Source organism: Citrobacter sp. S-77, assembly GCF_963864895.1.
Lineage (GTDB): Bacteria > Pseudomonadota > Gammaproteobacteria > Enterobacterales > Enterobacteriaceae > Citrobacter > Citrobacter murliniae.
In genome coordinates this window covers 4626733-4639544 of sequence record NZ_CAWLWU010000002.1, presented here as the reverse complement: position 1 = coordinate 4639544, position 12812 = coordinate 4626733, and the positions used below count along the sequence as shown (strand labels likewise).

General features: G+C 50.2%; 11 protein-coding genes. 6 read left to right on the top strand and 5 right to left on the bottom strand.

Annotated features, from left to right (window positions below):
* Positions 1-59: 59 nt before the first annotated feature.
* The 3 genes from xylH to xylF form a co-directional block, all read right to left on the bottom strand.
* A complete protein-coding gene (gene xylH, locus AACS05_RS22710; protein WP_045448717.1) occupies positions 60-1241 on the bottom strand; it encodes a xylose ABC transporter permease XylH in 1182 nt (393 codons plus the stop codon).
* Positions 1219-2760 (bottom strand): xylose ABC transporter ATP-binding protein, encoded by a 1542-nt coding sequence (locus AACS05_RS22705; RefSeq protein WP_045448715.1) that lies wholly within the window; start codon positions 2758-2760, stop codon positions 1219-1221. The genes xylH and AACS05_RS22705 overlap by 23 nt, the downstream gene beginning before the upstream one ends.
* 109 nt (positions 2761-2869) lie before the next feature.
* Positions 2870-3862: a D-xylose ABC transporter substrate-binding protein gene (xylF, locus tag AACS05_RS22700; protein ID WP_045448714.1), complete on the bottom strand. Its 993-nt coding sequence runs from the start codon at positions 3860-3862 to the stop codon at positions 2870-2872.
* A 364-nt stretch (positions 3863-4226) separates the two neighbouring features.
* Between xylF and xylA the strand changes: the two genes are divergently transcribed.
* From xylA to yiaB, 3 genes are all read left to right on the top strand, one after another.
* Complete coding sequence (gene xylA, locus AACS05_RS22695) at positions 4227-5549, top strand: xylose isomerase (protein WP_045448712.1); 1323 nt, start codon at positions 4227-4229, stop codon at positions 5547-5549.
* Between the two features lie 72 nt (positions 5550-5621).
* Positions 5622-7076: a xylulokinase gene (gene xylB, locus AACS05_RS22690; protein WP_045448709.1), complete on the top strand. Its 1455-nt coding sequence runs from the start codon at positions 5622-5624 to the stop codon at positions 7074-7076.
* A gap of 168 nt (positions 7077-7244) precedes the next feature.
* A complete protein-coding gene (gene yiaB / locus AACS05_RS22685; protein ID WP_045448707.1) occupies positions 7245-7610 on the top strand; it encodes an inner membrane protein YiaB in 366 nt (121 codons plus the stop codon).
* Here yiaB and AACS05_RS22680 read toward each other — a convergent pair.
* Entirely contained in the window at positions 7607-8602 is a 996-nt protein-coding gene (locus AACS05_RS22680) for an acyltransferase (protein WP_045449826.1), read from the bottom strand. The two genes, yiaB and AACS05_RS22680, sit on opposite strands and share 4 nt — an antisense overlap.
* A 177-nt stretch (positions 8603-8779) precedes the next feature.
* Here AACS05_RS22680 and AACS05_RS22675 point away from each other — a divergent pair, with 177 nt between their 5' ends.
* From AACS05_RS22675 to glyS, 3 genes are all read left to right on the top strand, one after another.
* Positions 8780-9091 carry a YsaB family lipoprotein gene (locus AACS05_RS22675; RefSeq protein ID WP_045448705.1) on the top strand — a complete coding sequence of 104 codons (312 nt, stop codon included), beginning with the start codon at positions 8780-8782 and terminating at the stop codon, positions 9089-9091.
* Positions 9092-9186: 95 nt separating this feature from the next.
* Positions 9187-10098 carry a glycine--tRNA ligase subunit alpha gene (glyQ, locus tag AACS05_RS22670; RefSeq protein WP_001168551.1) on the top strand — a complete coding sequence of 304 codons (912 nt, stop codon included), beginning with the start codon at positions 9187-9189 and terminating at the stop codon, positions 10096-10098.
* Positions 10099-10107: 9 nt separating this feature from the next.
* Positions 10108-12177, top strand: coding sequence for a glycine--tRNA ligase subunit beta (glyS, locus tag AACS05_RS22665; RefSeq protein ID WP_045448701.1), 2070 nt, complete (start codon positions 10108-10110; stop codon positions 12175-12177).
* 67 nt (positions 12178-12244) lie between these two features.
* On the opposite strand, the gene cueP is transcribed toward glyS, so the two are convergent.
* A complete protein-coding gene (gene cueP / locus AACS05_RS22660) occupies positions 12245-12784 on the bottom strand; it encodes a copper-binding periplasmic metallochaperone CueP (protein WP_045448698.1) in 540 nt (179 codons plus the stop codon).
* Positions 12785-12812: the final 28 nt, after the last annotated feature.

Here is a 12812-nt window from a genome sequence, read left to right as displayed (position 1 = left end):
TGTAGAAAAGACAATGCCGGTTGCATTAACCGGCATTGCGACTCACCCACTTCTTAAATTCAGGCGCGGCGTTTAGTTGCTGAATCCATCCATACCGCCAGCAATAAAATCGCCCCTTTCACTATATACTGCCAGAAGGTGGGAACATCCATCATACTCATTCCATTATCCAGAGATGCCATAATAAATGCGCCCATGACGGCACCGGCAACACTTCCGATCCCTCCCGCCAGGCTGGTTCCTCCAATCACACATGCGGCAATGGCGTCCAGCTCGGCAATGTTTCCGGCAGAAGGAGAGCCTGCACCAAGTCGCGAGCTAAGAATTAACCCGGCAATGGCAACCATCAAACCGTTAATGGCAAAGACGGCCAGTTTGGTGCGCTCAACGTTGATGCCGGAAAGGCGGGCGGCTTCCAGGTTGCCACCAATCGCGTAGATCCGCCGACCAAATGCGGTTCGTGTTGCCATAAACATCCCCCCGAGCAACAGCAACGTCAGCAGTAGCACGGGAGTAGGGACACCGCGATAATCATTCAATAGCCAGATTGCCCCTAATACGATAATGGCGGTTAATGCCTGGCGACCCACAACCGACGTTGATGCGGGAGATTCAAGACCTAAAGTCTGACGACGCATACGCCCGCGCCACTGCCAGCCAATAAACGCCATTAAACCGAGAGCGCCGATGATAAAGCCTGTGCCATCGGACAAGTAGCTCTGACCAATCTGAGACATTGCAGCGCTGGTGGGTGATACCGTTGTCCCGTTGGTTATCCCAATAAGAATACCGCGGAACGCCAGCATACCCGCGAGGGTAACAATAAACGACGGTACCTTGCGGTAGGCTACCCACCATCCATTCCATGCACCGAGGAGTAAGCCCAGAACCAGCGTGACGATCACAGTCAGTGGTAGCGGCCAGCCTAACCAGACGTCACAGATCGCCGCTACACCGCCCAGCAACCCCATCATTGAACCAACTGAAAGGTCGATTTCGGCGGAAATAATCACGAACACCATACCAACGGCAAGAATGCCGGTAATCGCGGTCTGTCTCAGCAGGTTAGAGACGTTACGTGCGCTCAGGTAAGCACCGTCCGTGGTCCAGGTGAAGAACAGCATAATCACGATGATTGCCGCAATCATGACGAAGACTTGTAAGTTAAGCGATTTAATTGCGGGGAAACCGCTTGCCTGTGGGGCTGAAAGTTTCGCTTCAGACGGATTGTTTTTCGACATGATGTTCGCTCCTTAATGCGGCTTCCATCACCTGCTCCTGAGTCAGGTTATGATTTACCAGGTTAGCTTTCAGTTTTCCTTCATGCATCACCAGGATGCGATCGCTCAGTCCGAGAACTTCAGGTAATTCAGAAGAGATGACAATCACGGCGATCCCTTCCTGAACGAGCTGATTGATCAGTTTGTAGATCTCATATTTGGCGCCGATATCAATTCCCCTGGTGGGTTCATCAAGAATGAGGATTCGGGGATTTAGCAGGAGGCAACGGGCGAGTATCGCTTTTTGTTGGTTACCTCCGCTCAGACGCCCGATCGCAAGGTCGGGAAATGATGTTTTCACTTTGAGCTGTTGAAGAGATTCCAGAATACATTTTTGTTCTGCGGCATCATCAAGATGGCTCATACCCCCGGTAAATTTATCGAGCGCAGCCAGCGTGATATTTTTTCCCACCGCCATCACCGGAACAATGCCATCTCTTTTTCTGTCTTCGGGCACCATGGCAATACCTTGAGCAATCGCTTGCTGGCAATTACGGATATTCACCTGAGTGCCTTCGATAAATATCTTACCTTCCCAGCGACCCGGCCAGACGCCAAACAGACACTGTACGGCTTCGGTGCGTCCGGCGCCGACCAGCCCGGCAATGCCCAAAATTTCACCACGCTTGAGTGAGAAAGAAATATCGTTGACGCGCTTTATATGACGATTTACGGGATGCCAGGCGGTCAGGTGTTCAACCCGTAAAATCTCTTCTCCCGCCGTATGAGGCTCGCTGGGATAAAGCGCAGTGAGCTCACGGCCTACCATCATGGTGATAATATCGTCTTCACTCATGCTGGTGGCATCGCGCGTGCCGATGTGTTGACCATCGCGAATAACGCAAATGGTATTTGATATGGCTTTAACCTCATTCAGTTTGTGTGAAATGTAAATGCAGGCAATATCATGCTGCTGCAGGTCACGTATGATATTCAGCAGTATTGCGGTTTCTTGCTCGGTGAGCGAGGCGGTAGGTTCATCCAGAATAAGCAACCGAACTTGCTTATTCAGCGCCTTAGCAATTTCAACCAACTGTTGTTGGCCTAAACCTAAATCGCCCACGCGCGTATCTGGTGAGATAGACAAACTGACCTGAGCGAGTAATTTTTGGCAGCGTAGCGTCATCATGTCGTAATCAAGAACACCGTTAAGGGTGATTTCGCTGCCTAGGAAGATATTTTCCAGAACGGTCAGATCTTTAACCAGTGCTAATTCCTGGTGAATAATTGCAATACCCTTGCGTTCGGTATCACGAATATGGCTGGCCCTTATGGTTTCGCCGGAAAAAATGATATCGCCTTCGTAGGTTCCATGTGGATAAATACCACACAGCACTTTCATTAATGTCGATTTACCTGAACCATTTTCACCGCATAGTGAAACGATTTCGCCAGCATTCACCCTGAGGCTAACGTTATCAACAGCCTTCACTACGCCGAATGTCTTGGTAATGTTTTTCATTTCAAGAAGATATGGCATAACTGCTCCACATAAGCCAATAAGAGAACCCTGCGTGGACGTTCACGTATACCCGTGGCTATTTTGAAACCACGTTTGTTGCCCTCCGATTTTGCAGAGGGCATAACGCTTATAGATCGCTTTTCTTGTGGAATCCGTCTTTGATGACTGTCTCGTTAATATTGTCTTTGTTCACGTCAATTGGCGTTAGTAGCCGGGAAGGAACATCTTTCAGGCCATTATTCAGCGTGGAATCAGCTTTTGGCTGTTGGTCATTTCCGAGTTCGACTGCGATCTCTGCGGCAGTATTAGCGAGCAGAGTAATGGGTTTATAAACTGTCATCGTTTGTGTTCCGGCAACGATGCGTTTGATACCTGCAAGGTCTGCATCCTGTCCGGAAATAGCGACTTTTCCTGATAACCCTTGTGCGCTCAGCGCCTGGATCGCACCGCCAGCCGTTGCGTCATTTGAGGCAACCACTGCATCAATTTTGTTATTGTTGGCGGTTAACGCATTTTCCATAATCTTTAAGGCATTTTCAGGTAACCAACCGTCAACCCACTGATCGCCCACAACCTTAATTTTTCCGCTGTCGATATACGGTTTTAATACTTTCATTTGTCCGGCACGGAACAGTTTCGCATTATTATCGACTGGTGAACCGCCCATCAGAAAATAATTTCCTTGTGGTACGATATTGACTAATGATTGAGCCTGTAATTCTCCGACCTTTTCATTATCAAAAGAGATATAAAAGTCGATATCGGCATCATTGATCATGCGATCGTAAGCCAGTACTTTTATCCCTTCTTGTTTTGCTTCTTTGATAACGTTACTTAATACCTGGCCGTTGTAAGGGATTATCACAAGGACATCAACGCCTCGGTTGATCATGTTTTCAATCTGCGACATTTGGGTTTCTTCATTACCATTCGCCGATTGCACAAATACTTTCGCCCCGAGAGATTCAGCTTTGCTGACGAAAATATCGCGGTCTTTCTGCCAGCGTTCCAGACGGAGATCATCAATTGCCATACCGATTTTAACTTCTTTGGCATGACCTGCGACGCTGGTGAGTAAAAGAGAGGTACAGACAGTGAGTAAAATATTTTTCATCTTCATAATCGTGATGCCTTTTGTAGGGGATAGACAACAGTAAAAGTAACAATCACAGCGTAAGACGTAGCAGATTTTTAACAGGTAATGCACAGAAGGCAATTATAGATTTTTATCTTCCAGTTACGTTTTTTGGTTTATTTTCTAATTTATGACCGGGATCTTATTTTAAATGATTGACCAGCATGATTACATTTATCTTTGATAAGTAACGTTTTTTTAATTGAAGGTTTTTATTTTGAGAAGTGGCGCACACTTGTGAATTATCTCAATAGCAGTGTGAAATAACATAATTGAGCAATATGTGGGGAGTGCCCAATATTACGACATTATCAATCACCCGCCGCATTACCTGATTATGGAGCTCATTATGCAAGCCTATTTTGACCAGCTTGATCGTGTTCGTTATGAAGGCACTAAATCAACCAATCCATTAGCATTCCGTCACTACAACCCAGATGAAATTGTGTTGGGTAAGCGCATGGAAGATCATTTGCGATTTGCGGCCTGCTACTGGCATACCTTTTGCTGGAATGGTGCAGATATGTTTGGCGTTGGCGCGTTTAATCGCCCGTGGCAACAGCCTGGTGAAGCGCTGGAATTAGCGAAGCGGAAAGCGGATGTGGCATTTGAGTTTTTCCACAAACTGAACGTGCCTTACTACTGTTTCCACGATGTTGACGTCTCACCTGAAGGCGCCTCGCTGAAAGAGTATAAAAACAACTTTGCCCAGATGGTTGATGTTCTGGCGGAAAAACAGGAACAGAGCGGTGTAAAACTGCTGTGGGGTACGGCAAACTGCTTTACTAACCCGCGTTACGGCGCAGGCGCGGCCACTAATCCGGACCCGGAAGTTTTCAGTTGGGCGGCCACGCAGGTCGTGACAGCCATGGATGCCACGCATAAATTAGGCGGCGAGAACTATGTCCTGTGGGGCGGTCGTGAAGGTTATGAAACGCTGCTGAATACCGATCTGCGTCAGGAACGCGAGCAGATCGGACGCTTTATGCAACTGGTGGTGGAGCACAAACACAAAACTGGTTTTCAGGGGACGCTGCTGATCGAACCGAAGCCGCAGGAACCAACAAAACACCAGTACGATTACGATGCAGCGACTGTTTATGGTTTCCTGAAGCAGTTCGGTCTGGAAAAAGAGATCAAACTGAATATCGAAGCAAACCACGCCACACTGGCGGGTCACTCATTCCATCATGAGATCGCCACCGCTATCGCCCTTGGTCTGTTTGGCTCTGTCGATGCAAACCGCGGTGACGCGCAACTGGGCTGGGATACTGACCAGTTCCCGAACAGCGTGGAAGAGAATGCGCTGGTGATGTACGAAATCCTGAAAGCAGGTGGCTTCACCACCGGCGGTCTGAACTTTGATGCCAAAGTACGTCGCCAGAGCACCGATAAATACGATCTGTTTTATGGGCATATTGGTGCTATGGATACCATGGCGCTGTCGCTGAAAGTCGCGGCCCGTATGATTGAAGACGGTGGTCTGGATCAGCGAGTGGCAAAACGCTATGCCGGTTGGAATAGTGAGCTGGGCCAGCAAATTCTGAAAGGTCAGATGACGTTAACGGAAATTGCGCAGTACGCTGAACAACATAACCTGGCACCAGTGCACCAAAGCGGTCATCAGGAACTGCTGGAAAATCTGGTAAACCAGTATTTGTTCGACAAATAACAGGCCTCTGAGAGCGTGCGTAAGCCCGGATAGCTTTGCGCTACCGGGCATTTCTTTAAGGAAAGATACCCTATGTATATCGGGATAGATCTTGGTACATCAGGCGTAAAGGTAATCCTGCTGAACGAGCAGGGTGATGTGGTGGCCTCACAAGCGGAGAAGCTCACGGTCTCACGTCCTCATCCGTTATGGTCGGAGCAGGATCCTGAACAGTGGTGGCTGGCAACGGATCGCGCCGTAAAAGCGCTGTCTCAGCAACATTCACTCAGAGGGGTGAAGGCGCTAGGGATTGCCGGACAAATGCACGGTGCGACACTACTTGATAAGCAACAGAAGGTATTACGCCCGGCAATTTTGTGGAATGACGGACGCTGCGCTGAAGAGTGCGTGATGCTGGAAAATCTGATTCCGCAGTCCCGTAAGATCACGGGCAATCTGATGATGCCTGGTTTTACTGCGCCAAAACTGCTGTGGGTTCAACGCCATGAGCCGGAGATTTTCCGCCAGACTGAGAAAGTCCTGTTACCGAAAGATTATCTGCGTCTGCGCATGACCGGTGATTTTGCCAGCGATATGTCTGATGCGGCGGGTACGATGTGGCTGGATGTGGCGAAGCGTGACTGGAGTGATGTCATGCTGGAAGCATGTGGTCTGACCCGTGAGCATATGCCTGCTTTGTATGAAGGTAGCGAAATTACCGGGACACTGTTGCCTGCTGTTGCCCAATCATGGGGAATGTCGGAAGTCCCGGTCGTTGCTGGCGGTGGTGACAACGCGGCGGGAGCGGTTGGCGTAGGCATGATGAATGCTGGTCAGGCGATGCTCTCGCTGGGTACCTCTGGTGTCTATTTTGCGGTCAGTGATGGGTTCCTCAGCAAACCAGAAAGCGCGGTGCACAGTTTTTGCCACGCCTTACCTGAGCGCTGGCACCTGATGTCGGTTATGCTCAGCGCGGCGTCCTGCCTTGACTGGGCGGTGAAATTAACCGGGCTGGCGAACGTTCCGGCACTGATTAGCGCGGCGCAACAGGCGGATGACAACGCCGGTCCTGTCTGGTTTTTACCCTATCTGTCCGGTGAACGTACGCCGCACAACAACCCGCAGGCGAAGGGCGTGTTTTTTGGTTTGGCCCATCAACATGGTCCGGCTGAACTGGCTCAAGCTGTTCTGGAAGGGGTCGGTTTTGCGTTGGCAGACGGGATGGATGTGGTGCATGCCTGCGGCGTTAAACCGGCCAGCATTACGTTGATTGGTGGTGGGGCGCGCAGTGAATACTGGCGACAGATGCTGTCTGATATCAGTGGATTGCAACTGGATTACCGTACTGGTGGCGATGTCGGCCCTGCTTTGGGGGCGGCACGTTTGGCGCAAATTGCAATAAACCCCCGGAAGCCATTATCTGATTTACTGCCTCAGCTTGTGCTGGAGCAGTCGCATTACCCTGACGCAGAGCGCCATGCTCTCTTTCAGCAACGTCGCGAAACCTTCCGTCGTATCTACCAGCAATTGCTACCGCTAATGTCCTGACCTTATCCCTCTCTGCTCAGTAGAGGGGGATAAATCTTCTGTATGACTAAATCAAAACAATAGAAATTGAGTATGAATTAATTCTTAAATCTCAGCGTTGGCACTATTTCCTGTGTGATCTCCTTTGGGTACTTCATATCATCATCCCTGATGGATAAGGAGATCCCAATGAAGACTTTGAGGTTGTGGTCATGGATGTTATTCCTTTCTGGCGCACTTATTTACATTGTTGGTTTATGGCGGGCATGCCCACTGTTGAGCGGAAAAGGGTATTTTTTGGGTGTGTTGGTGACGGGGATGTTCGTTACGTATGCTTATCATCATGCTAAAAATCTTAATCAGAATGATGAACGCTTTTCCTCTGTATGTCAGATGGTGGCATTGATAACAACAGGATTACTGTTGGTAGGAATATGGAATGCCCCGTTATTACCTGTCGAAATGGGGCTGTATCCGGCGGCATTCGTAATGGGTTTACTGGGACAGATCCTGCTGTTGCGTCCGTTGAAAAAAGATCAACCTGATGAGACTTAACTCACCAGTCTGCGCGTATCTATTCGTTGCAACAGTATGGAAAGCAGCAAGCTACCTGCCAGGGTGGCGCTAAAAATCCACAGCATGTCCAGCGGGGGCCACGCTTTAAACTCGATCCCATTCGTGCGCAATGCATGAATGATCAGCGCATGGAAGCCATAAATACCCAGTGAATGGCGAGAAATAAGGCCAAGTACCGGTATGGTGCGCGTGCCGAGCGTATTTTTGATTAGTGTCAGCAGTGATATAGCGCAAATAAATACCATTGGACCGCAATAGAGATACCAGGTATCGGCAAAATTGCCTCGCCAGTGGAGTTCATGCAACGTCCCCCGAGAAATAATAACCACGCTAACGAGACACAGTAACGCACTGAGCCAGGTTAATGCGCGTTTTTGCGTCTCCATTATGCCAATTGCCCGCCCCAGCATGCCGTACAGGATGTAATAGAACGTATCGCCGTTGATGTATAAGTTGATGGGCAGCCACTCAAAACCGCCGATTTTTTGCGATACGGTGTTGGGATTGGCAATGACACCAAGTACAACCATTAGCGCCAGCAGCGTTTTCCCGCTGATATTCTTTACCTGAATCAGTGGTGATACCAGATAGATGACGGCGATGGCGAAGAAAAACCACAGGTGATAGAAAACCGGTTTCTGCAACAGATTTATTAGCGATAGCCTGGCATTGATTGAGGTAAATAACAGGATGTAGGCCAGTGCTACGGAGCTGTAAAACAGAATGCAGAGTGCGATACGCACAAAATGTCGTGGCTGAGCACTTCGCTCGCCAAAAAAGAGGTAACCCGAGATCATAAAAAACAACGGTACGCTGACGCGTGAGGCTGAATTTAGCACATTGGCAAGATCCCAGTTTACTGGGCTGACGATTTGCGCATTAGTGATGTACCAGGTAGTGGTATGAATCATAACTACCATTAAACAGGCAATCCCTCGCAGGTTATCAATCCAGAAAATTTTGGGCTGCATCAGTTCCTCTGTTTCCATTTAAAAATAATCTGACTGGCATTTTGTCGGCGTGTCTCACTGGAATAATCCGAGTTCTTACGCTAAAGCTTGTGGTGGTCCGAGGAGATTCTCACAATAGGAATCGAGTTTCAGACATAAATAATAATAAGACTGACCAGCAAAACAGGCGGTAATAAAATGATGATGAAGTATTTCTTTCCTGTGATGGTGACAACCTTCCTGTTGGCAGGATGCGCCGACCCTCAATCGTCCGCGGCCGAACAGAAGGCGCAAAAGGTCAAAGTCACTCCTACGCGTTCGCTGGATATGGAATCATTGTGCAAAAATGAGGCTGCCGAACGCTATAACACTGCGACCCAGAAAATTGATGTTACCGGCTTTGAACAATTCCAGGGTAGCTATGAGATGCGCGGTTCTACCTTCCGTAAAGAGAGTTTTGTCTGCTCATTTGATGCAGACGGGCAGTTTTTGCACCTTTCCATGCGCTAAGTGCCCCCTTTTTCCCGTTTCGTACTGTATATCTTGCAGCCAGCGGGTATACTGACCGCTTCCTTTAAATCCACACGTATCCAGCACGAAATAATATGCAAAAGTTTGATACCAGGACCTTCCAGGGCTTGATCCTGACCTTACAGGATTACTGGGCTCGCCAGGGCTGCACCATTGTTCAACCATTGGACATGGAAGTCGGCGCGGGGACTTCTCACCCAATGACCTGCCTGCGCGCGCTGGGGCCGGAGCCGATGGCAACTGCTTATGTGCAGCCTTCTCGTCGTCCGACCGACGGTCGCTACGGCGAAAACCCGAACCGCTTACAGCACTACTATCAGTTCCAGGTCGTCATTAAGCCGTCACCGGACAATATTCAGGAACTGTACCTGGGCTCTCTGAAGGAGCTGGGTATGGACCCGACCATTCACGACATTCGTTTCGTGGAAGATAACTGGGAAAACCCAACGCTGGGTGCCTGGGGTCTGGGTTGGGAAGTGTGGCTGAACGGCATGGAAGTCACGCAGTTCACCTACTTCCAGCAGGTGGGTGGTCTGGAATGCAAGCCGGTGACCGGGGAAATTACCTACGGTCTGGAACGTCTGGCCATGTACATTCAGGGCGTAGACAGCGTTTACGACCTGGTCTGGAGCGACGGCCCGCTGGGTAAAACCACTTACGGCGACGTGTTCCATCAGAACGAAGTGGAGCAATCCACCTACAACTTCGAATACGCCGATGTGGATTTCCTGTTTACCTGCTTCGAGCAGTACGAGAAAGAAGCTCAGCAGTTGCTGGCACTGGAAAATCCGCTGCCGCTGCCTGCCTACGAGCGTATTCTGAAAGCCGCCCATAGCTTCAACCTGCTGGATGCGCGTAAAGCCATCTCCGTCACCGAGCGTCAGCGCTATATTTTGCGCATTCGCACCCTGACTAAAGCAGTGGCAGAAGCTTACTACGCTTCCCGTGAAGCCCTTGGCTTCCCGATGTGCAACAAAGACAAATAAGAGGCGGCCATGTCTGAGAAAACTTTTCTGGTGGAAATCGGCACTGAAGAGCTGCCACCAAAAGCACTGCGCAGCCTGGCAGAGTCCTTTGCTGCGAACTTTACCGCGGAGCTGGATAACGCCGGCCTCGCGCACGGCAATGTTGAGTGGTTTGCCGCCCCGCGTCGTCTGGCGCTGAAGGTAGCCGCTCTGGCTGAGTCTCAACCTGACCGCGAAGTTGAAAAACGCGGTCCGGCAATTGCCCAGGCATTTGATGCCAGCGGTAATCCGAGCAAAGCGGCAGAGGGTTGGGCGCGTGGTTGCGGCATCACTGTTGATCAGGCTGAACGCCTGACCACCGATAAAGGTGAGTGGTTGCTGTATCGTGCGCATGTGAAAGGCGAAAGTGCTGAAACGCTGCTGCCTGACATGATCGCCACCTCGCTGGCTAAGCTGCCGATCCCGAAACTGATGCGTTGGGGTGCGTCTGATGTTCACTTTGTGCGTCCGGTTCACACTGTGACCTTGCTGTTGGGCGACAAAGTTATTCCGGCAACGATCCTGGGTATTCAGTCCGATCGCGTGATTCGTGGCCACCGCTTTATGGGCGAGCCGGAATTCACCATCGACAATGCCGATCAGTATCCTGAAATCCTGCGTCAGCGCGGTAAAGTGATTGCCGATTACGCCGAGCGTAAGGCAAAAATTAAAGCCGATGCCGAAGAAGCGGCGCGTAAGATTGGTGGTAACGCCGATCTGAGCGAAAGTCTGCTGGAAGAAGTCGCCTCTCTGGTTGAATGGCCAGTGGTGCTGACGGCAAAATTTGAAGAAAAATTCCTCGCCGTACCTTCTGAAGCGCTGGTCCACACCATGAAAGGTGACCAGAAGTACTTCCCGGTATATGCGAACGACGGCAAACTGCTGCCGAACTTTATCTTCGTTGCCAATATCGAGTCTAAAGATCCACAGCAAATCATCTCCGGTAACGAGAAAGTGGTTCGTCCGCGTCTGGCTGATGCCGAGTTCTTCTTCAATACCGACCGCAAAAAACGTCTGGAAGACCATTTGCCGCGCCTGCAAACCGTGCTGTTCCAACAGCAACTGGGTACGTTGCGTGATAAGACCGATCGTATTCAGGCGCTGGCGGGCTGGATTGCCGGTCAGATTGGCGCTGATGTTAATCATGCGACCCGTGCGGGCCTGCTGTCAAAATGTGACCTGATGACCAACATGGTCTTCGAGTTCACTGACACTCAGGGCGTGATGGGCATGCACTACGCACGTCATGATGGCGAAGCGGAAGATGTTGCTGTGGCGCTGAACGAACAGTATCAGCCTCGCTTTGCCGGCGATGAGTTGCCGTCCAACCCGGTTGCCTGTGCGGTAGCGATTGCCGATAAGATGGACACCCTGGCGGGTATCTTCGGTATCGGCCAGCATCCGAAAGGTGACAAAGACCCGTTTGCACTGCGTCGTGCTGCGCTGGGCGTACTGCGTATCATTGTTGAGAAAAACCTGACTTTGGATCTGCAAACGCTGACCGAAGAAGCGGTTCGTCTGTACGGTGATAAGCTGACTAACGCCAATGTGGTTGATGACGTTATCGACTTTATGCTCGGCCGCTTCCGCGCCTGGTATCAGGATGAAGGTTACAGCGTTGATACCATTCAGGCTGTGCTGGCGCGTCGTCCGACTCGTCCGGCTGATTTCGACGCACGCATGAAGGCGGTTTCGCACTTCCGTACGCTGGAAGCCGCATCTGCGCTGGCTGCTGCCAACAAACGTGTATCGAACATTCTGGCGAAGTCAGAAGAGAAGCTGAATGACCGCGTGAATGCGTCAACGCTGAAAGAGCCGGAAGAGATTGCGCTGGCGATGCAGGTTGTCGTGCTGCGTGACAAGCTCGAGCCGTTCTTCGCTGAAGGCCGCTATCAGGAAGCGCTGGTTGAGCTGGCTGAACTGCGTGAGCCTGTGGATGCTTTCTTCGAGAAAGTGATGGTGAACGTCGAGGATAAAGAGCTACGTATTAACCGTCTCTCTATGCTCGAAAAACTGCGCGAGCTGTTCCTGCGCGTGGCGGATATTTCACTGCTGCAGTAATTGTCGTGAAATGACTTAGAAAATGCCGGATAAGCAAAATTGCGCTATCCGGCATTTTTTTATGCTATCAGCGCAGTTGCAATTCTGTCAGGCAGGTCTGGCTATCATTCATCGTCTTAATGGAATGAGCCGCACTTTTACCGTTATAACTCACTTCGATCGTGCCTTCTATATTGCGCGGTAGCCATACGCCGATAAATCCATTACGGCCGCTTTTCATCTCTTTTTGTACGACAACATCACCTTTGTTATCCGTCACTTTGACATCAAAAGTCTTCTCAGGCATTTCGCCCTGGCAGCCAGAGAGACTGTGGTTAAAGCAGGGGTGCGTTTGCCATTCATAAGGGGCAAAGGACAGGTAGAACTTATCGCCGAGCGGCAGTGTATAAACCTGCTCACCGGAAGACAGCTTAAGAGCCGTACTGGTAACGGAAGCAGAGTAGGGTAATGGACGACTCTGAGGCGACTGGTCAATGGTTTCTACCATTTGTTCGACGGATTTCCCGCTAAGCCCATGTTGCGCCAGAAAGGTTGACTCTGGGGTTGCTGCAAATACGTTACTGGCTGTGAATAAACCCAAAAGCAGCAGCAGTGAGGATTTCGACATAGCTTCAATTCCTTGTGAAAATTGTGGA

Excerpts from the sequence above, each read along its gene's own strand:
- xylH (WP_045448717.1), bottom strand. The coding sequence starts at position 1,241 with ATGTCGAAAAACAATCCGTCTGAAGCGAAACTTTCAGCCCCACAGGCA.
- AACS05_RS22705 (WP_045448715.1), bottom strand. The coding sequence starts at position 2,760 with ATGCCATATCTTCTTGAAATGAAAAACATTACCAAGACATTCGGCGTA.
- xylF (WP_045448714.1), bottom strand. The coding sequence starts at position 3,862 with ATGAAGATGAAAAATATTTTACTCACTGTCTGTACCTCTCTTTTACTC.
- xylA (WP_045448712.1), top strand. The coding sequence starts at position 4,227 with ATGCAAGCCTATTTTGACCAGCTTGATCGTGTTCGTTATGAAGGCACT.
- xylB (WP_045448709.1), top strand. The coding sequence starts at position 5,622 with ATGTATATCGGGATAGATCTTGGTACATCAGGCGTAAAGGTAATCCTG.
- yiaB (WP_045448707.1), top strand. The coding sequence starts at position 7,245 with ATGAAGACTTTGAGGTTGTGGTCATGGATGTTATTCCTTTCTGGCGCA.
- AACS05_RS22680 (WP_045449826.1), bottom strand. The coding sequence starts at position 8,602 with ATGCAGCCCAAAATTTTCTGGATTGATAACCTGCGAGGGATTGCCTGT.
- AACS05_RS22675 (WP_045448705.1), top strand. The coding sequence starts at position 8,780 with ATGATGATGAAGTATTTCTTTCCTGTGATGGTGACAACCTTCCTGTTG.
- glyQ (WP_001168551.1), top strand. The coding sequence starts at position 9,187 with ATGCAAAAGTTTGATACCAGGACCTTCCAGGGCTTGATCCTGACCTTA.
- glyS (WP_045448701.1), top strand. The coding sequence starts at position 10,108 with ATGTCTGAGAAAACTTTTCTGGTGGAAATCGGCACTGAAGAGCTGCCA.
- cueP (WP_045448698.1), bottom strand. The coding sequence starts at position 12,784 with ATGTCGAAATCCTCACTGCTGCTGCTTTTGGGTTTATTCACAGCCAGT.